Raw genomic sequence first — 17,952 nt, forward strand, 5'->3', positions numbered from 1 at the left:
CAGCGGTCTGGCGGGAGAAAAGCGCGGCCAGCGCGTGGGATGCCACGCCCGCGCACCAACCAAATGACCGGGGACGGACGCCAATGACTGTGCACACAGGACGGCATTTTCTTCAGATTCCGGGGCCGACCAACGTGCCCGACCGCGTGCTGCGCGCGATGGATATGCCGACGCTGGACCATCGCGGTCCCGAGTTCGCCGAGCTCGGCTTCGCCGTGCTGACTGCATCGCAGCGAATCTTCCGCACCAAGCAGCCGGTGATCATCTATCCGTCGTCGGGCACCGGCGCGTGGGAAGCCGCGATCGTCAACACGCTCGCGCCTGGCGACAAGGTGCTGATGGCCGAGACCGGCCAGTTCGCGGTGCTGTGGCGTGGCATCGCCGACAAGTTCAAGCTCGACGTCGACTTCATCCCCGGCGACTGGCGCCATGGCGCCGACATTGCGGCGATCGAGCAGCGTCTGGTCGATGACAAGGCGCACAAGATCAAGGCCGTCTGCGTCGTGCACAACGAGACCTCGACCGGCTGCCTGACGCCGCCGCTCGAGGTGCGCAAGGCGCTCGACCGGGCCGGCCACCCGGCGCTCCTGATGGTCGACACCATCTCTGGCCTCGGCTCGATGGAGTATGAGCACGACGCGTGGGGCGTCGACGTCTCCGTCGCTGGCTCGCAGAAGGGCCTGATGCTGCCGCCGGGCCTCGGCTTCAACGCCGTCTCGGAGAAGGCGCTCGCCGCCGCCAAGGCCAATCCCGGCATGCGCTCCTATTGGGACTGGCAGGAGATCATCACCTTCAACAAGCTTGGTACCTTCCCCTATACGCCGGCGTGCAATCTGCTGATGGGCCTCAACGAGGCGCTGAAGATGCTGGAGGAGGAAGGCCACGACAACGTGTTTGCGCGTCATCGCCGCCACAGCCTTGCGACGCGGGCTGCTGTCAAGGCCTGGGGCCTGGATACGCAGTGTCAGGATCCGCAGGCGCATTCGCCGGCGCTGACCGGCGTGGTCATGCCCGAGGGCCATGACGCCGATCAGTTCCGCAAGACGGTGCTGGAAAACTTCGACATGTCGCTCGGCACCGGCCTCAACAAGATCAAGGGCAAGGTCTTCCGCATCGGTCATATCGGTCACTTCAACGACTTGATGCTGATGGGCACGCTTGCAGGCGTCGAGATGGGCCTTGCGCTCGCTGGCGTGCCGCATCGTGCAGGTGGCGTGCTCGCGGCGATGGATGTCCTGAAGGCGCGCGAGGCAGCGCCGATTCCGAAGGTGGCCTGATGAACGCACCTGTGACCGGCTCCGACGATCTGATCTATGCCGTCGACGACGGCATCGCCAAGATCACCTTCAACCGGCCGCAGGCGCGCAACGCGATGACGTTCGCAATGTACGACCGGATGGCCTCGATCTGCGAGGCCATCAACGCCGATCGGTCGATCAAGGCGCTGATCCTGACTGGCGCGGGCGACAAGGCCTTCGCCTCCGGCACCGACATCTCCCAGTTTCGTGCCTTCAAGACCGCGCAGGATGCGCTCGACTACGAGGCGCGGATCGACCGCGTGCTCGGCACGCTCGAACTGTGCCGTGTGCCGGTGATTGCGGCGATCGCGGGCGCCTGCACCGGCGGCGGTGCCGGCATTGCCGCCTGCTGCGACATTCGCATCGGCACCGAGACGACACGTATCGGTTTTCCGATCGCGCGCACGCTCGGCAACTGCCTGTCGATGTCGAACATCTCGCGCGTGGTCTCCCTGATCGGACCGGCGCGCACCAAGGACCTGATCTTCAAGGCCCGGCTGGTCGAGGCGCCGGAGGCGCTCGCGCTCGGTCTGCTCAACGAGATCGTGCCTGACGTCGAGACGCTGCAGACACGCGCGCTGGAGACCGCGAGGCTCGTCGCCTCGCACGCGCCGATCACCCTCGAGGTCACCAAGGAGGCCGTGCGCCGCATCCGCCGGACCCTGTCGCGGGACGAGGGCGAGGATTTGATCCTGCGCGCCTATATGAGCGAGGATTTCCGCGAAGGCATGGAGGCGTTCCTCAACAAGCGTACGCCGAACTGGAAAGGCAAGTAGTCCGATGCCGTGCTTGCGACCTTATGCCGAGGAACATGAGGTCGCATCATGCTTGTGTTCTTGAACTGACCACAATAAGCCAGCAGTATCCTGGTAGGATGCAAGCTGGGGCTTCGAACGGGGAAGAAAGCACGTGCGCAAACTCATCAAGATCGCGGCCGCGACGGCGGCCTTTTTCGCAACTGCGCCGGCCTTTGCCGGCTGGGAGCCGACCAAGCCGGTCGAGATTGTCGTCGCCGCGGGCGCCGGCGGTGCATCCGACCAGATGGCGCGGATGATGCAGGCTGCCATTCAGAAGAACAATCTGCTGAAGCAGCCGGTGGTCGTGTCGCTGAAGGGCGGCGCGTCCGGGGCCGAGGCGCTGATGTACATGAAGTCCAGCGACGGCGATCCGAACAAGGTCCTGATCGCCTATTCGCTGATCTACATGCTGCCGCTGTCGGCCAAGCTGCCGTTCGACTGGCGCGAACTGTCGCCGGTCGCGGTAATCGCACTCGATCAGTTCGTGCTGTGGGACAACGTCAACGGCCCGAAGACGGTGAAGGAGTTCGTCGAAGCCGCCAAGGCATCGAGTTCTCCGTTCAAGTTGGGCGGCACCGGTTCCAAGCGGGAGGATCACGTGCTCACGGTCTTCATGGAGAAGAAGACCGGCGCCAAGTTCTCCTATCTGCCCTACAAGTCGGGGGGCGAGGCCGCGACCCAACTGGTTGGCGGGCACACCGAAGCGAACGTCAACAATCCTTCCGAGAATCTCGAAGTCTGGCGCGCCGGCCAGGTGCGTCCGCTCTGCGTGTTCGACAAGGAGCGCATCTCCTACACGACCAAGGTCACGGAGACGCAGTCCTGGAACGACATTCCGACCTGCAAGGAGCAGGGGCTGGACGTGCAATACCTGATGCTGCGCGGCATGTTCCTGCCGGGCAAGGTGACCCAGGAGCAGCAGGAGTTCTACATCGACCTGTTCAGCAAGCTGGTGCAGACGCCGGAATACAAGGACTACATGGAGAAGCAGGCGCTGAAGCCGATCTTCCTCACCGGCAAGGACATGCTGCAGTTTCTCGAAGAGGACGGCTCGCTCAACAAGCAGCTGATGACGGAAGCCGGCTTCGTCGCCAAGTGAGGCTGGGGCGAGGCGAGGGGATGAGGAGGATCGATGTCCAACGCTGAGCTCGAGATCGCCGTCGACGATCCGACCGCGCCGGAGGAGGATTCTCCGGCCGTCACCTCCACCCGGACCGTCGACGTCGCGGTGTCGCTGCTGCTGCTCGCGCTCGCGGTCGTGCTCGCCTGGGACAATTGGCGGACCGGCGCGTCCTGGGACTCGACCGGTCCGGAGCCCGGCTACTTCCCGTTCTATCTGTCGGTGATCCTCGGCGGCGCCAGCCTCTACGGCATCGGCGCCGCCTTCGTGTCGAGAAAGGAAGCGGTCGAGACCTTCGTGACGCGCGCGCAACTGCGGCGCGTGATGGCGGTATTCGTGCCGACGCTGCTGTTCTGCATCGCGATGCAGTTTCTCGGCATCTACGTCGCGAGCTTCCTGCTGATCGCCGGGTTCATGCGCCTCGTCGGCAAGATCGCGATCTGGAAATCGCTGCTCACGGCGTTCCTGTTCAGCGCCGTGATGTTCGTGACTTTCGACGTCGTGTTCGACGTGATCATGCCGAAGGGCCCGCTCGAAGCGGCGTTCGGGTACTGACACCGGTCTCTCCCCCGTCATTGCGAGGAACAACGCGACGACGCAATCCAGGGCTGCGCACTCGACTCTGGATTGCTTTGCTGCGCGCGCAATGACGAGGAAACAGTTGGAATGAAATCATGGAAGCCTTGGGTCTGTTGCTGCACGGGTTCGCGGTCCTCCTGACCTGGAAGACGCTGCTGCTGATGATGGTTGGGCTCGTGCTCGGCGTCTTCGTCGGCGTGCTGCCCGGGCTGGGGGGGCCCAACGGCGTCGCCATCCTGCTGCCGCTGACCTTCTCAATGGACCCGACCTCGGCCATCGTGATGCTGTCCTGCATCTACTGGGGCGCGCTGTTCGGCGGCGCCATCACCTCGATCTTGTTCAACATTCCCGGCGAGGCGTGGTCGGTGGCGACCACTTTCGACGGCTATCCGATGGCGCAGCAGGGCAAGGCGGCGGAGGCGCTGACAGCCGCCTTCACCTCGTCGTTCATCGGCTCGCTGGTCGCGGTGATGCTGATCACCTTCCTGGCGCCCTGGATCTCGTCCTTCGCGCTGAGGTTCGGTCCGCCCGAGTTCTTCGCGGTCTATCTGCTGACCTTCTGCTCGTTCGTCGGGCTGGGGCGTGAGGACAAGCACAAGACTGTCATCGCGATGGCGCTCGGCCTGCTGCTCGCTGGCGTCGGCATGGACACCGTGTCCGGTCAGTTGCGGATGACCTTCGGCTCGACCGATCTGTTGCGCGGCATCAACTTTCTGGTCGCGGTCATCGGCCTGTTCGGCATCAGCGAGATCCTGCTGACGATGGAGGAGCGCCTGGCGCTGCGCGGCCACGCCGCCTCGATCTCGCTGCGCACCGTACTCGCGGTGTGGAAGGACCTGCCGAAGTATTGGATGACCCTGCTGCGCTCCTCGGTGATCGGCTGCTGGCTCGGCATCACGCCGGGCGGCGCGATTGCCGCCTCCTTCATGGGCTACAACCTCGCCAAGCGCTTCTCGAAGGATCCGGACAGTTTTGGCAAGGGCCGCATCGAGGGCGTGTTCGCGCCTGAGACGGCGGCGCATGCCTCGGGCACCGCGGCGCTGCTGCCGATGCTGGCGCTCGGCATCCCCGGCTCCGGCACCGCGGCGATCCTGCTCGGCGGCCTGATGGTGTGGGGCCTCAATCCCGGCCCGCTGCTGTTCGTGGAGCACAAGGATTTCGTCTGGGGCCTGATCGCCTCGATGTATCTCGGCAATGTCGTCGGCCTCGTGCTCGTGCTTTCCACCGTGCCGATCTTCGCCTCGATCCTGCGCGTGCCGTTCGCGGCCGTGGCGCCGATGATCGTGGTGTCCTGCGCGATCGGCGCCTACGCGATCCAGAATGCGATGTTCGACGTCTGGCTGATGCTCGGCTTCGGTGTCGTCGGCTATGTCTTCAAGAAGATCAAGATCCCGCTGGCGCCGTTCACCTTGGCGCTGGTGCTCGGCAGCCGTGCCGAGGACGCGTTCCGGCAGTCGATGATCATCTCCGGCGGCAACATGAAGGTGTTCTGGGCGAACGGGCTGGTGGGCACCATAACGACGCTGGCGATCGTGCTGCTGTTCTGGCCGCTGATCGATCGTGTGATCGCGAGCTTCAGCAAGTCGGGAGCGCCGGCCGCGAAGGCCGAGGCTTAGTACGGTTTGTCGCTGATCACCCGTGCCCTGCCAGCTGGACGCCTGCGCTCGATCGGCTACGCCGCTCCTACCACGTGTAGCGCACGCTGCCCTTGCCGGCATAGGAACGGGTGACGCTCGAGAACTCGCCTTCGAACGTCGCCAAGGCGCTCCAGCCGTTCTGCCAGCTCATCTCGACCGAGGTCGTCGTCAGCGCGGAGTCGCGCGCCTGCGCGGCGCCGTTGACGACGAAGCTTGCGCCCGGCACCGTCTGGAACGTGGCGGTCACGGAACGATCCGGATCGAAGTCGTGCGCCCGGGCGAGGCGGCCGCGCAGGGTGAGGGCGCCGTCAGGCAGCGCATAGGATCTGTCGGTGCACTGGCCAGCTCGGCGCGCGTGTTGGTGACCGTTTTTCCCGCGTAGCTCAAGGCTGAGCGTCATCCGGCCGCTGCCGGTCTTGGTGAAGCCGCCAACGCCGTAACTCGACGCCATTGTCGCTGGGAATGTCCCGGCTCTCCGGCGCCGACGCCGCCTCGGCCGCCCAGGGCATGACCGCCGTTGTCCTTTCCACCATCGCCGCCGTTGACACCTGCACCGTCACCGCCGCCCTCGATGACAGGGACCCCAGCCCCCGATGCCGCCATCGGTCGTCGCGGAGCTGATGCCGCCATTGCTGTTCGTGCCGTCGTTGCGCCGGTCGAGGGCCAGGCCAGCAACGAGAGCATGCAGAACTGCGGGATAGGGGAATTGTGACTCTTTGGGTGCACTGGGCGTTGGCGCTGTTCGCAATCGGACTGTGGCACCGCAGCCACGTCCTCAGCGCTTCGATTGCATCGACGGACCGTTGTTCGAATCGTTTCCGCGCTTCTCCAGAGGTTGTGTCTTTGCGATGACAGCATTTTAGGCAGAGCGGTGGTAGGCTTCATTCATGGGCAGTTCTGAACTGCTCACGCGCGGTGCCTGATCTCTGGTCATCGCGCCCTGATGTTTCCTCCCGAGACGATCCCTTGCCCGGCGCTTGCGTCGGGCTTTTTTTGCGTTCGGTGGATCAGAGTTCGCAGCTCATCCCGGTTGCGCCTCGAAATGAAAAAGCCTCCGTCCGGCTTCTCGGAAGGAGGCTTTGGGCAAAGGCGATGTAGGAAAGAGAGCGCGCGAACCCGAGGAAGGTCAGCTTCAGTTGGCCTTCTCGGCCACCGGCATGTGGTACCAGTCGGACTCGTTGTCGAGCATCGTCTCGTCGAACGGCAGAGCGCCGGGGTGATTCAAAGCGGCTCCGTTGACGTCGCGCACGATGTTCATCGCCGTCAGAAACTCGTTCAACTCGGATGCGCTCATGATCCGCTACTCCTCACACGCACGGGCCCCGAGGGGGTCCGCGATCAACTGATGCGAAGAGATTAACCCGATCTTGCCTTGGCCTCAATCCGGCCAAGTCTGAAGTTCCAACGTGGTGACATCTGGGCCACAGCGGCGGGATGCCGCAGCTTGGACATATTGCACCTGCTCACACGACGCGATGCAGTCGGAGATCGGCGATCTCGCCGTCGGTGAAGCCGAATTCGGACAGGATCTCCTCGGTCTGCTCGCCGAATTCCGGCGGCCGCGCCGCCATCCGGCTGGGCGTGCGCGACAGGGTGAAGGGCTGCGCCACCAGCGTGATGTGGCGGCCGTCGTCGTTCGGCACCGGCTGCGCCATGCCGAGATGCTTGACCTGCGGGTCCTCGAACATCTGATCGATGGCGTAGATCGGCCCGCACGGCACGCCCGCGGCATTCAGCTCGGCGACCCATTGCTCGCTCGTCTTGGCGAGCGTGCGTGCGTTGATCTCGGCATTGAGCGCGTCGCGGTTCTTCGAACGCGCCGGTGCCGTCGCGTAGTCCGGATTGTCGATCCATTGGGAGGCACCGAGCGTCTGGCACAGCCGCTCCCAGATTCGGCCGCCGGTCGCGGCGATATTGATGTAGCCGTCGGAGGTCTTGAACACGCCGGTCGGGATGCTGGTCGGATGATTGTTGCCGGCCTGCGGCGCGACCTCCTTCTCCATCAGCCAGCGGGCGGCCTGGAAGTCGAGCATGAAGATCTGCGCCTGCAGCAGCGAGGTCTGGACCCACTGGCCCTCGCCGGAGACCTCGCGCTCGAGCAGCGCCGTGAGGATACCCATCGCGCAAGAGAGCCCTGCCGAGAGATCTGCGATCGGGATGCCCGCGCGCATCGGACCCTCGCCAGGTGCCCCGGTGATCGACATCAGCCCGCCCATGCCCTGCGCGATCTGGTCGAAACCGGGCCGCTTGGCATAGGGACCATCCTGGCCGAAGCCGGAGATGCTGCCATAGACGATGCGCGGATTGACCTTGCGCACCGCCTCATAGTCGATGCCGAGCTTGGTCTTGACGTCGGGCCGGTAGTTCTCGATCACGACGTCGGCTTTTTCGGCGAGCCGCATGAACACGTCGACGCCCTTCGGATCCTTCAGATTGAGCGTCATCGCGCGCTTGTTGCGATGCAGGTTCTGGAAGTCGGCGCCGCGGCGCGGGCCGCCAAGCGCTTCGCCGCCATCCTCCATCATGGCGTCGATCTTGATGACGTTGGCGCCCCAATCGGCGAACTGCCGCGCGCAGGTCGGGCCGGCGCGCACCCGCGTCAAATCGAGGACAGTGAAGCGGGACAGGGCTTTGGATGCGCGCGGGAAGGCCATGCGGACGAACTCCGAGAGAGGCGACATGGCTGTATAGGAGAGCGCGCGCAGCGCGACAATTGCGCGGACAGCGGTGCGTGCCGCGCTGCTCATGCCGCTGGTGCAGGGCTTCTACTTGAGCGGAACTTGCGCGCGCTCACCGCTCGTCGGCGATCACCTTGCCATCGTTGGGCAGCGTGCCCGGCGCGACCAGCTCGACTTGGCCGCTGAGCTTGGTGACGCTGCGCAGGCTGGCGGCCAGCGCCTCTTGCAGGTCGGCTGCGGGCGCCGCGCACTCGGCCTTCAAGGTCATCGCGTCGGTCTCGCCGGCACGGGTTACGACCAGGCGGAGGCGGCCGAGCTCCGGGTGGCGCTTGCCGATCTCGGCGACCTGCTCGGGGCGCACGAACATGCCCTTGATCTTGGTGGTCTGGTCGGCGCGCCCCATCCAGCCCTTGATCCGCATGTTGGTGCGGCCACACGGACTGAGACCCGGGAGAGCGGCGGTGAGATCGCCGAGTGCCAGGCGAATCCAAGGATGGTGGGGATCGAGCGAGGTGACGACGATCTCGCCGACATCGCCCTCTTGGACCGGATCGCCGGTGCCGGGCCGGACGATCTCGAAGATCAGGTCCTCGTTGACCACCATGCCCTCGCGCGCGGCGGTCTCGTAGGCGACGATGCCAAGATCGGCGGTGCCGAACGCCTGATAGGCGTCGATGCCGCGGCCCTTGATCTCGGCCTGCAGCGATGGCGGGAACGCCGCGCCCGACACCAGCGCGCGCTTGATCGAGGAGACGTCGCGACCGGCGCTGGCGGCGCCGTCGAGCAGGATCTTCAAGAAGTCCGGCGTGCCGCTGTAGCCGATCGGCCGGTAGGCCTCGATCAGCTCGAACTGCGCCTCGGTGTTCCCAGGCCCCGCCGGGATCACCGCGCAGCCGAGCGCGCGCGCCGAGGCGTCGAAGATGAAGCCTCCGGGCGTGAGGTGATAGCTGAAGGTGTTCAGCACGACGTCGCCGGGACGGAAGCCGGAGGCAAACAGCGCGCGGGCGCCGCGCCAGGGATCGTTGTGCGCCGCCTCCGGTTCGAAGATCGGCCCGGGCGACGTGAACAGGCGCGAGAACGCGCCGGGCGCCTGCGCGACGAAGCCGCCGAATGGCGGGGCCGCCTTGTGCAGGGCAGGCAGCTCGGATTTGCGCAGCACCGGCAGTTGCGCGAGCGCAGCGCGCGTCGTGATGTCCTGGGGATCGATGCCCTGCAGCAGCGCGGCATAGGCCGGCGCCTTCATCGCCGCGTGCAGCACGTCGGGCAGGCGGCCGAACAGATCCTGCTCGCGGGCTGCGGGATCACGGGTTTCGAGGGCGTCGTAGTGGGTCATCGTACCCAGTCCTTGAATCTTGCGGTCGTCATGGCCGGGCTTGTCCCGGGCATCCACGTCGTTCGTCGTTGCGGCTCGCGCGTGGATGGCCGGGTCAAGCCCGGCCATGACGAGGAGAGAGTTCGGCTACAGCCACCGCTTCCGCCGCTTGAAGCTCTTCAGGTTCTTGAAGCTCTTGCGCTGGTCGCCGGCGCCGCCGAGGTAGAACTCCTTGACGTCCTCATTGTCGCGCAAGGCATCCGCGGTGCCGTCGAGCACCACCTTGCCCTGTTCCATGATGTAGCCGTGGCTGGCGACCGACAGCGCCGCGCGCGCGTTCTGTTCGACCAGCAGGATGGTGACGCCGAGATCGCGGTTGATCTCCTTGATGATCGCGAACACCTCCTTGACCAGCAGCGGCGACAGGCCCATCGACGGCTCGTCCATCAGGATCATCTTCGGCCGCGCCATCAGCGCGCGCCCGATCGCCAGCATCTGCTGCTCGCCGCCGGAGAGATAGCCCGCGAGGCCGGTGCGCTCCTTCAGCCGCGGGAAATAGTTGAACACCATCTCGATGTCGCTGTTGACCTCGCGATCGCTGCGCGTGAAGGCGCCGAGCTTGAGGTTCTCCAGCGAGGTCATGTCGGAGACGATGCGGCGTCCTTCCATCACCTGGAAGATGCCGCGACGGACGATCTTCTCCGGATCGATGCCGTCGATGCGCGCGCCGTCGAACATGATCTCGCCGCGCGTCACCTCGCCGTCCTCGGTCTTCAAGAGGCCGGAGATCGCCTTCAACGTCGTCGACTTGCCGGCGCCGTTGGCGCCGAGCAGCGCGACGATCGCGCCCTTGGGCACATCGAGGCTGAGCCCGCGCAGCACCAGGATGACGTCGTCATAGACGACCTCGATGTTGCGGACGGAGAGCAGGGGGGCGGGTGCCCCAGCAGTTGCGGCCGTCCGCAGATTTTCCAGTGTATCGGTCATGGCGACACTCTATCCGTCGTCATGCCCGGGCTTGACCCGGGCATCCACGCCTATCAGCGTGTGAAGCAAGACGTGGATGGCCGGGGGATTGTGCAAAGACGCGCTTCGCGCTTCTGCCCGGCCATGACGCTGGTGTAAGGAACTACCACCCAGCCCATTCGGCTTTGCGCGGCAGCTCGATGGTCTTCACCTTCTCGAGCTTGATCACGCCCTTGGCCATGAGCTCGTTGAGGTCGCCATCCGTCGGACCCGTCACGCGCGCGCGATAGAGGTCGACTTTCATGGTGCCGCGATGATCCTTGTCGGTCCAGGTCGAGGGGCTGCAGACGCCTTCCATGCCGGCCGGCACCCAGTCCTTCTTCTGGTAGAAGCCCTTGGCGACGTTCTCGCCGGTGGCGCCGCCGTTCTTCGCAGCCCACTCGATCGCCTCCTTCATGTAGAGCGACGAGCAGACTGCGGCGACGTAGTGCACCGGGCGGTAGACCTTGCCGGTCGGGTCGGACATCTTCGAGATTTCCTGCACCGTCTTCATGCCCGGCGCATCGCCGCCCCAGGCCACCGAGGTGCGCAGCGGAAAGACGACGCCGTTGGCGGCATCGCCCGCGGTCTTGGCGGCGTTCTCGTCCATGCCCCAGACGTTGGACAGGAACTGCACCTCGACGCCGGCATTCTTGCAGGCCTTCATCACCGAGATGTTGGACGCCGCGGTGTTGCCCAGATAGGCGTAGTTCGCGCCCGAGCTCTTCAGGCTCAGGCACTGCGCGCTGTAGTCGCCGGGCGCGAGCGCGAACACCAGCGGCGGCAGCACCTCGAAGCCGAGCTCGGTGGCGAGCGCTTCGCCCGCAGCCTTCGGCGCGTTGGGATAGGGGTGGTTGGCGCCCATGTGGACGAATTTCGGCTTGCCCGGCTTGCCCTTGGCCTTCCAGTCCTCGGCCGCCCAGGTCAGCTCGGCGCGCAGCGCGTCCGAGTAGCTCGGGCCGTAGAAAAAGTTATACGGGGCGGGCTTGGCCTTGCCGCTGGTGCCTTCGGGGTCGGTCAGCGCGGCGGCGTAGGAGCCCGACATGTCAGGGATCTTGTCGTTGGCGAGGAAGCCGGTCAGCGCCTCGGTGTCCGCGGTGCCCCAGCCCATGATCGCCGCGACCTTGTTGTCCGGCGCCGACCACTTCTTGTACAGTGCGATCGCGCGCGGCACCTGGTAGCCATAGTCGTTGCTATCGACCGCGAGCTGCTTGCCGCCGATGCCGCCGTTCTTGTTGACCCAGGCGAAGCTGTCGACGACGGCCTGGCCATAGGGTGTACCGACGTCGGACGTGCCGCCCGACAGATCCTGCAGATGGCCGATCGCGATCTGCTGCGCCTGCGCCGTTGAAGCGAAGGCGCCTGCGAGCAGCGCGAGAGCCGCCGAGCCCAGCAATGATTTCATCGTCATAGTGCTTCCTCCTGTGGTGCGTTCGGGCCGGATTGTCGCCGGTCCCTGTTGGTTGAGTTCAATGTGAGAACGGATAAAGCTTCCAGTATGTCTTGATCTGTCGCCAGCGATGCGCCAGCCCGTCCGGCTCGAACATCAGGAAGGCGATGATGATCAGGCCGATTGCGATCTCGCGCAAAAAAGTGATGTTGTTGTTGAGCGCGAGCGCCTTGTCGATGGCACTGCCCTTCAGATTGTGGCTGAGCCACTCCATCGATTCCGGCAGCAGCACGACGAACGCGGTCCCCATCAATGTGCCCATGACCGATCCGGTGCCGCCGATGATGATCATGGCCAGGAAGAGGATCGAGCGCTCGATGCCGAAACCCTCCTGCGAGATCACGAGCTGGTAATGCGCGTAGAGCGCGCCCGCGATGCCGGCGAAGAAGGCGGCGAGGCCGAACGAGAGCGTGCGATATTTGGTCAGGTTGATGCCCATGATCTCGGCGGAGAGATAATGGTCGCGGATCGCGATCAGTGCGCGGCCGTCGCGGGTGCGCATCAGGTTGGTGACCAGGAGGTAGCAGACCACGACATAGGCCAGCACGACATAGAAATATTGCCGGTCGCCGCGCAGCGTGTAGCCTAGAATCGAGAACGGATTGGCCGAGGCCGGCACCGAGCCGCCGGAGAACCATTCGGCGCGGGAGAAGAAGTCGAGCAGGATATATTGCGCAGCGAGGGTGGCGATGACGAGATAGAGCCCCTTCAGCCGCGCTGCCGGAAGGCCGAAGATCAGACCAACGAGGGCCGTGATCACGCCCGCGAGCGGGATCGCGAAGAACACCGGGATGGCATAGGTGTTGTTGATGTAGGCCGAGGTGAAGGCGCCGAGCAGGAAGAAGCCGGCCTGGCCGATCGAGATCTGGCCGGTGAAGCCGACCAGGATGTTGAGGCCAAGCGCCGCGATCGCGAAGATGCCGATCTGGATCGAGACCGACAGCCAGTATTCGGAGAACACAAGCGGCGCGAAGCACAACAGGATCACGCCCGCAATCGCGAAATTGCGGCTGGTTCTGGTCGGGAAGATCGTGGTGTCGGCCGCGTAGGAGGTGCGGAAGTCACCGGCGGGGATGGTGGAACGTGCGACCATGGCGGGCTCTATCTCGCCTGAGGCTTGAATTGCGTCATGGGCTCGCCCTTCTTTTTTGTTTGAGCATGATCGTTCCCGAAAACCGGCCTCCACTTTTCGGCGATCATGCTCATATCCGCTCGATGTCTTTGGTGCCGAACAGGCCATAGGGCTTGATCATCAGGATGATGATCAGGACGTAGAACGGCGCGATCTCGTAGAGATTGCCCCAGTGCAGATACTGGCTGTCGACATATTGCGCGATGTTCTCCAAGAGGCCGATGATGATGCCGCCGAGCACGGCGCCGCCGACGGAGTCGAGGCCGCCAAGGATCGCCGCCGGAAACACCTTGATGCCGTAGGCCGACAGGCCGGAGGAGACGCCGTTGACCACGGCGACGACGACGCCGGCCACGGCGGAGACAGTCGCCGAGATCGCCCAGGCCATCGCGAACACGTTCTTCACGGAGATGCCGAGCGACTGCGCGACCTGCTGGTTGAAGGCGGTGGCCCGCATCGCAAGGCCGTATTTGGAAGCCTTGAAGAACCACGCCATGCCAAGCATCATCAGGACCGACACCACGAGGCTCATGACGTAGACCGTTTGGATTTGCAGTCCGAACAGGTCGACGGACGTGCTGGCGAACACCGGCGGGAACGGCTGCGGGTTGACGCCGAACATCCATTTCAGCGCCGCCTGGAACACGGTCGACAGACCGATCGTGACCATGATGACGGAGATGATGGGCTCGCCGATCATCGGCCGGAGGATCACGACCTGGATCGCGATGCCGAACGCGAACATGAAGACCAGCGTGAGTGGCATGCCCACCCAGAACGGCACTTGATATTTCGTCAGCAATGCCCAGCACACCCAGGCGCCGATCAGGAGCAGCTCGCCTTGCGCGAAATTGACGACCTGCGTCGCCTTGTAGATCAGCACAAACGACATCGCGACCACGCCGTAGAGCGTGCCGACCACGAGGCCGTTGACGAGGAGTTGGAGGAGGAAGGCGGTGTTCATGATCGGTCTCACTCGTCATCGCCGGGCTTGACCCGGCGATCCATCGCATCAGAGATTTTCGCAATAGGATGGATGCGCGGGTCGAGCCCGCGCATGACGATCTCATGTGACGGAAGACTCATCACTCCGCGGCCTCCGCCATGGGTCCATGGCCGCCGAGGTCGACGACCTTCAGCGTGGTGCGGATGCGCTGGGTGGTGCCGTCCTGGAAGCGGATGACGGTGTCCACCGGGATGTCCGGCTTGCCGCCATAGATCCCGTCGATGATGCCGGCGTATTTCTCGTTGATGACGCTGCGGCGGACTTTGCGGGTGCGGGTCAGCTCGCCGTCGTCGGCGTCGAGCTCCTTGTAGAGCAGGAGGAAGCGAGCGATGCGCTGCGCCGGGGGCAAGGTCGCGTTGACCGTTTCCACTTCCCGCTGCAGCAGCGCATAGACCTCGTTGCGCGAGGCGAGATCGGAGTAGGTGGTGAACGCGATGCGGTTCTTCTCCGCCCATTTCGAGATGATCGAGTAGCGTATGCAGATCATCGCCGCCAGATGCTCGCGGCCGGCACCGAGCACGACGGCTTCCGCAATGTAGGGCGAGAATTTCAGCTTGTTCTCGATATATTGCGGCGAGAAGCGTTCGCCGCGTGCGGTCTCGGCGAGATCCTTGATGCGGTCGATGACGACGAGCTGCTTCTCTCGGTTGAAATAGCCGGCATCGCCCGAGTGCATCCAACCGTCCTTGAGGTCGGCGGTCGAGGCCTCCGGGTTCTTGTAGTAGCCCAAGAACATGTTCGGGTGGCGCACCAGGATCTCGCCGATGCCCTGGCTGTCGGGCTGGTCGATCTTGATCTCGATGTCCTGGGACATCGGCACGCCGGTTGTGTCGGGATCGACCTTGTCGTCGGGGTGCAGCGTGTAGGCCCCGAGCAGCTCGGTCTGGCCGTAGAGCGTGCGCAGGGGCACGCCCATGGCGCGGAAGAACTTGAACGTGTCGGGCCCGAGCGCGGCGCCGCCGGTGGCGGCCGAGCGTAGCCGGGTGAAGCCGAGCCGGTCGCGCAGCGCACGGAACAGCAGCAGATCGGCAAAGCTCGAATGCTGACCCTTCTCCAGCGCGGCGAGGCCGGTCGACATGCCCAGATGATAGAGCCGCTGCTTCAGCGGCGAGGCGTCCATGACGGCGGCACGAACGTCGGCCGCGATCTGCTCCCACACCCTTGGTGCGAACAGCACGAAGGTCGGCGCGATCTCGCGGAAGTCGTTCATCATCGTATCCGGCTCTTCGACGAAGTTGACCTTCATCCGGCAGAGCAGACCTTTGCCGAGCACATAGACCTGTTCCATGATCCAGGGCAGCGGCAGCACCGAGACGTATTCATCGTTGGGGCCTTTGGGATCGAAGCTGAGATAGGTGGCGCAGTGTTTCAGCACGCGCGCCGCCGAGAGCATCGCGAGCTTGGGATGCGATGTCGTGCCCGAGGTGGTGCAGAGGATCGCGACGTCATCGCCGTTTGTCGCATCGACCATGTGGTCGTAGAGGCCGGGCTCGCGCGCCGCTCTGTTGCGGCCGAGCTCGGCGAGCTTGTCGGCCGGCAGCAGCCGGGGATCGTCATATTTGCGCATGCCGCGCGGATCGGAATAGACGATGTGCTTGAGCGCCGGCACGCGGTCGGCGAGGTTCAAGAGCTTGTCGACCTGCTCCTCGTCCTCGGCGAAGACCAGCCGCGCCTCGCCATAGTTCAAGAGATAGGCCGCCTCGTCATCGAGCACGTCGCGATAGAGACCCAGGCTCAAGGCCCGGATCGCGTGGGTCGCGATTTCGGCAGCGACCCAGTCCGGCCGGTTGTCGCCGATGATTCCGATCACATCGTCCTTGCCGAGGCCGAGCTCCATCACGCCGAGCGCGAAATCGCGCACCCGCGCCTGGTAGTCGGCCCAGGTGAAGGTGCGCCACAGCCCGAGATTCTTCTCGCGCAGCGCAATCTCCTTGCCGTGCTCGCTTGCATTGAGGCGCAGCAGCTTCGGATAGGTGTCGGCCTGCCGGACGCGCCCTGCATAGTCCATCATGCCGCGTTCTCCGCGATGGACGGCGCCTCGTCGGGATCGACCAGCAGCTCGTCCTCCTCGCCGAGATAGGCGCGCTTGACGTGGGGATCGGCGAGCACGGCGGCCGGGTCGCCTTCGGCGATCTTGCGGCCGAAATCGAGCACCATGACGCGATGGGAGATGTCCATGACCACGCCCATGTCGTGCTCGATCATCACGACCGTCATGCCGAATTCCTCGTTGAGGTCGACGATGTAGCGCGCCATGTCCTCCTTCTCCTCGAAGTTCATGCCGGCCATCGGCTCGTCGAGAAGGATGAGATGCGGCTCGAGCGCCATCGCGCGCGCCAACTCGACGCGCTTGCGCAAACCGTAGGAGAGGGTGCCGGCGGGCGCCTTGCGCACCGACTGCAGGTCGAGGAAGTCGATGATCTGCTCGACCTTCTCCCGATGCTTCAACTCCTCCCGCCGTGCGCCGGTGAGCCAGTAGAGCGAGCCGGTGAGGAAGTTGTTCTTCAAGAGGTGATGCCGCCCGACCATGATGTTGTCGAGCACGCTCATGTGGTGGAACAGCGCGAGGTTCTGGAAGGTGCGGCCGATGCCGATGTTGGCGCGCGCGCTCGGCGGCAGGCCGGTGATGTCGCGGCCGCGATGGAACAGGCGGCCCTCGGTCGGCTTGTAGCGGCCGGAGATGCAGTTGACGATCGAGGTCTTGCCGGCGCCGTTGGGGCCGATGATCGAGAACAGCTCGCCTTCGCGCACGCCGAAGCTGACGTCGGTCAGGGCTCTCACCCCACCGAAACGCAGCGAGACTCCGCGCGCTTCCAACGTATAGTCCAAGTCGTCCTCCCGAACTGTCTTCGGCGCTTGGCGCGCTCTTCAGGCATCGTGTCGTGCGACGTTAGGCTCGTCGCATCGCTTGCAATCCTATCCCGGGCATGAGTTCCGCGCCATCCGACGAATGACGGGCCACCCGGGCGGGTGCATTTTGCCGCATCTCAGGCGCGCGTCATCCCGTCCAGGATGCGCGAGTCGAAGGCGGTGGTCCTCGATAGGGGAAAGCGCTATCAGGAACTGTCTTGCGCCTGACATTTCCCAGGCAAATTTCACCGCAGGATTGTTGCGATGCAATATGGTCGCCGCGAGCTTCCACGAGACGAGATGACGGCTTGATCTCTTCCGATACCCTTCTGCGCATCGCGCCATGGTCCTGCCATTTGAAGCCCGAGGAAATCGACACCGCCTCGTCCGGCATCGTCGAGCGTTCCTATGCGGCCAACGAGCACATCTTCGTTCGCGGCGACCCGTTCGAATACTGGACCGGTATCGTCACCGGTCTGGCCCGCATGAGCACGGTGTCACGCGGCGGCAAGGCCACCACCTTCGCCGGCATGTCGGCGGGCGCCTGGTTCGGCGAGGGCAGCGTGCTGAAGAACGAGCCGCGCCGCTATGATGTCGTGGCACTGCGCGATACGCGCGTCGCGCTGATGGAGCGGCCGACCTTCATGTGGCTGTTCGAGAACAGCGTCGGCTTCAACCGCTTCCTCGTCACCCAGCTCAACGAGCGGCTCGGCCAGTTCATCGGCCTGGTCGAAGTCGGCCGCACCTTGGATGCGACGGCGCGGCTCGCCCGCAGCATCGCTTCGCTGTTCAACCCGATCCTCTACCCGAATACGACCCGTCACCTGGAGATCACCCAGGAGGAGATTGGCGCGCTCTCGGGCCTGTCGCGGCAGAATGCCAATCAATGCCTGAAGACGCTGGAGCGCGAAGGCCTGCTGCGCGTGGAATATGGCGGAGTGACGGTCATCGATCTCGACAGCCTGCGCTGTTACGGGGATTAGATTCCGCTTTTCGCAGGCCCCTTCAGGGTCTATCCGGCGCTGGTTCGTCGTTGAGCTTGACCCGCGGCCTCGGCTGTGGACTGCTCACCGGGAACTCCGGCCTTG

General features: G+C 64.7%; 16 protein-coding genes. 6 read left to right on the top strand and 10 right to left on the bottom strand.

Translation table 11 applies throughout. The features are described from left to right. Positions 1 to 83 precede the first annotated feature (83 nt). The 5 genes from QX135_RS25245 to QX135_RS25265 all read left to right on the top strand — a co-directional run bounded on the left by QX135_RS25245 (position 84) and on the right by QX135_RS25265 (position 5,410). On the top strand, positions 84 to 1,277 hold the full coding sequence (locus QX135_RS25245; RefSeq protein WP_315739013.1) for a pyridoxal-phosphate-dependent aminotransferase family protein: 1,194 nt from the start codon (positions 84 to 86) through the stop codon (positions 1,275 to 1,277). Then, positions 1,277 to 2,074, top strand: coding sequence for an enoyl-CoA hydratase/isomerase family protein (locus QX135_RS25250; protein ID WP_315739012.1), 798 nt, complete (start codon positions 1,277 to 1,279; stop codon positions 2,072 to 2,074). Before QX135_RS25245 ends, QX135_RS25250 begins: the two co-directional genes overlap by 1 nt. A gap of 133 nt (positions 2,075 to 2,207) precedes the next feature. Then, on the top strand, positions 2,208 to 3,194 hold the full coding sequence (locus QX135_RS25255) for a tripartite tricarboxylate transporter substrate binding protein (RefSeq protein WP_315796572.1): 987 nt from the start codon (positions 2,208 to 2,210) through the stop codon (positions 3,192 to 3,194). Positions 3,195 to 3,227: 33 nt separating this feature from the next. Then, positions 3,228 to 3,770 carry a tripartite tricarboxylate transporter TctB family protein gene (locus tag QX135_RS25260; RefSeq protein WP_315782817.1) on the top strand — a complete coding sequence of 181 codons (543 nt, stop codon included), beginning with the start codon at positions 3,228 to 3,230 and terminating at the stop codon, positions 3,768 to 3,770. Between the two features lie 119 nt (positions 3,771 to 3,889). After that, positions 3,890 to 5,410 (top strand): tripartite tricarboxylate transporter permease, encoded by a 1,521-nt coding sequence (locus tag QX135_RS25265; RefSeq protein ID WP_315739008.1) that lies wholly within the window; start codon positions 3,890 to 3,892, stop codon positions 5,408 to 5,410. Positions 5,411 to 5,477: 67 nt separating this feature from the next. On the opposite strand, the gene QX135_RS25270 is transcribed toward QX135_RS25265, so the two are convergent. From QX135_RS25270 to QX135_RS25315, 10 genes are all read right to left on the bottom strand, one after another. Further along, a complete protein-coding gene (locus tag QX135_RS25270) occupies positions 5,478 to 5,882 on the bottom strand; it encodes an autotransporter outer membrane beta-barrel domain-containing protein (protein WP_316180280.1) in 405 nt (134 codons plus the stop codon). 681 nt (positions 5,883 to 6,563) lie between these two features. Continuing rightward, positions 6,564 to 6,725 carry a hypothetical protein gene (locus QX135_RS25275; RefSeq protein ID WP_315739007.1) on the bottom strand — a complete coding sequence of 54 codons (162 nt, stop codon included), beginning with the start codon at positions 6,723 to 6,725 and terminating at the stop codon, positions 6,564 to 6,566. Positions 6,726 to 6,894: 169 nt separating this feature from the next. Continuing rightward, on the bottom strand, positions 6,895 to 8,085 hold the full coding sequence (locus QX135_RS25280) for a CoA transferase (protein ID WP_315777064.1): 1,191 nt from the start codon (positions 8,083 to 8,085) through the stop codon (positions 6,895 to 6,897). Positions 8,086 to 8,221: 136 nt separating this feature from the next. Beyond that, the gene (locus QX135_RS25285; protein WP_315796574.1) at positions 8,222 to 9,442 is read right to left on the bottom strand and encodes a phenylacetate--CoA ligase family protein; all 1,221 of its coding nucleotides are present in this window, start codon (positions 9,440 to 9,442) and stop codon (positions 8,222 to 8,224) included. Between the two features lie 126 nt (positions 9,443 to 9,568). Then, complete coding sequence (locus QX135_RS25290) at positions 9,569 to 10,408, bottom strand: ABC transporter ATP-binding protein (protein WP_315759165.1); 840 nt, start codon at positions 10,406 to 10,408, stop codon at positions 9,569 to 9,571. A 142-nt stretch (positions 10,409 to 10,550) separates the two neighbouring features. Beyond that, on the bottom strand, positions 10,551 to 11,837 hold the full coding sequence (locus QX135_RS25295; protein ID WP_315759164.1) for an ABC transporter substrate-binding protein: 1,287 nt from the start codon (positions 11,835 to 11,837) through the stop codon (positions 10,551 to 10,553). Between the two features lie 58 nt (positions 11,838 to 11,895). After that, a complete protein-coding gene (locus QX135_RS25300; RefSeq protein ID WP_316180282.1) occupies positions 11,896 to 12,969 on the bottom strand; it encodes a branched-chain amino acid ABC transporter permease in 1,074 nt (357 codons plus the stop codon). 109 nt (positions 12,970 to 13,078) lie between these two features. After that, complete coding sequence (locus QX135_RS25305; protein WP_315777068.1) at positions 13,079 to 13,972, bottom strand: branched-chain amino acid ABC transporter permease; 894 nt, start codon at positions 13,970 to 13,972, stop codon at positions 13,079 to 13,081. Between the two features lie 121 nt (positions 13,973 to 14,093). Beyond that, positions 14,094 to 16,025, bottom strand: coding sequence for a long-chain fatty acid--CoA ligase (locus tag QX135_RS25310; RefSeq protein WP_316234349.1), 1,932 nt, complete (start codon positions 16,023 to 16,025; stop codon positions 14,094 to 14,096). Beyond that, positions 16,022 to 16,843 (bottom strand): ABC transporter ATP-binding protein, encoded by an 822-nt coding sequence (locus QX135_RS25315; protein ID WP_316234350.1) that lies wholly within the window; start codon positions 16,841 to 16,843, stop codon positions 16,022 to 16,024. Before QX135_RS25315 ends, QX135_RS25310 begins: the two co-directional genes overlap by 4 nt. 329 nt (positions 16,844 to 17,172) lie before the next feature. Between QX135_RS25315 and QX135_RS25320 the strand changes: the two genes are divergently transcribed. Next, positions 17,173 to 17,847, top strand: a complete 675-nt coding sequence (locus QX135_RS25320) for a Crp/Fnr family transcriptional regulator (protein WP_315738997.1) — start codon at positions 17,173 to 17,175, stop codon at positions 17,845 to 17,847. Positions 17,848 to 17,952: the final 105 nt, after the last annotated feature.

The sequence above is a fragment of the Bradyrhizobium sp. SZCCHNR1098 genome (assembly GCF_032489375.1).
Taxonomy (GTDB): domain Bacteria; phylum Pseudomonadota; class Alphaproteobacteria; order Rhizobiales; family Xanthobacteraceae; genus Bradyrhizobium.

Bases quoted from the DNA above. Each gene is read 5' to 3' on its own strand.
- QX135_RS25265 (WP_315739008.1), top strand. From the start codon at position 3,890: ATGGAAGCCTTGGGTCTGTTGCTGCACGGGTTCGCGGTCCTCCTGACC.
- QX135_RS25280 (WP_315777064.1), bottom strand. From the start codon at position 8,085: ATGGCCTTCCCGCGCGCATCCAAAGCCCTGTCCCGCTTCACTGTCCTC.
- QX135_RS25295 (WP_315759164.1), bottom strand. From the start codon at position 11,837: ATGACGATGAAATCATTGCTGGGCTCGGCGGCTCTCGCGCTGCTCGCA.
- QX135_RS25300 (WP_316180282.1), bottom strand. From the start codon at position 12,969: ATGGTCGCACGTTCCACCATCCCCGCCGGTGACTTCCGCACCTCCTAC.
- QX135_RS25310 (WP_316234349.1), bottom strand. From the start codon at position 16,025: ATGATGGACTATGCAGGGCGCGTCCGGCAGGCCGACACCTATCCGAAG.
- QX135_RS25270 (WP_316180280.1), bottom strand. From the start codon at position 5,882: ATGGCGTCGAGTTACGGCGTTGGCGGCTTCACCAAGACCGGCAGCGGC.
- QX135_RS25245 (WP_315739013.1), top strand. From the start codon at position 84: ATGACTGTGCACACAGGACGGCATTTTCTTCAGATTCCGGGGCCGACC.
- QX135_RS25305 (WP_315777068.1), bottom strand. From the start codon at position 13,972: ATGAACACCGCCTTCCTCCTCCAACTCCTCGTCAACGGCCTCGTGGTC.
- QX135_RS25250 (WP_315739012.1), top strand. From the start codon at position 1,277: ATGAACGCACCTGTGACCGGCTCCGACGATCTGATCTATGCCGTCGAC.
- QX135_RS25275 (WP_315739007.1), bottom strand. From the start codon at position 6,725: ATGAGCGCATCCGAGTTGAACGAGTTTCTGACGGCGATGAACATCGTG.
- QX135_RS25290 (WP_315759165.1), bottom strand. From the start codon at position 10,408: ATGACCGATACACTGGAAAATCTGCGGACGGCCGCAACTGCTGGGGCA.
- QX135_RS25285 (WP_315796574.1), bottom strand. From the start codon at position 9,442: ATGACCCACTACGACGCCCTCGAAACCCGTGATCCCGCAGCCCGCGAG.
- QX135_RS25260 (WP_315782817.1), top strand. From the start codon at position 3,228: ATGTCCAACGCTGAGCTCGAGATCGCCGTCGACGATCCGACCGCGCCG.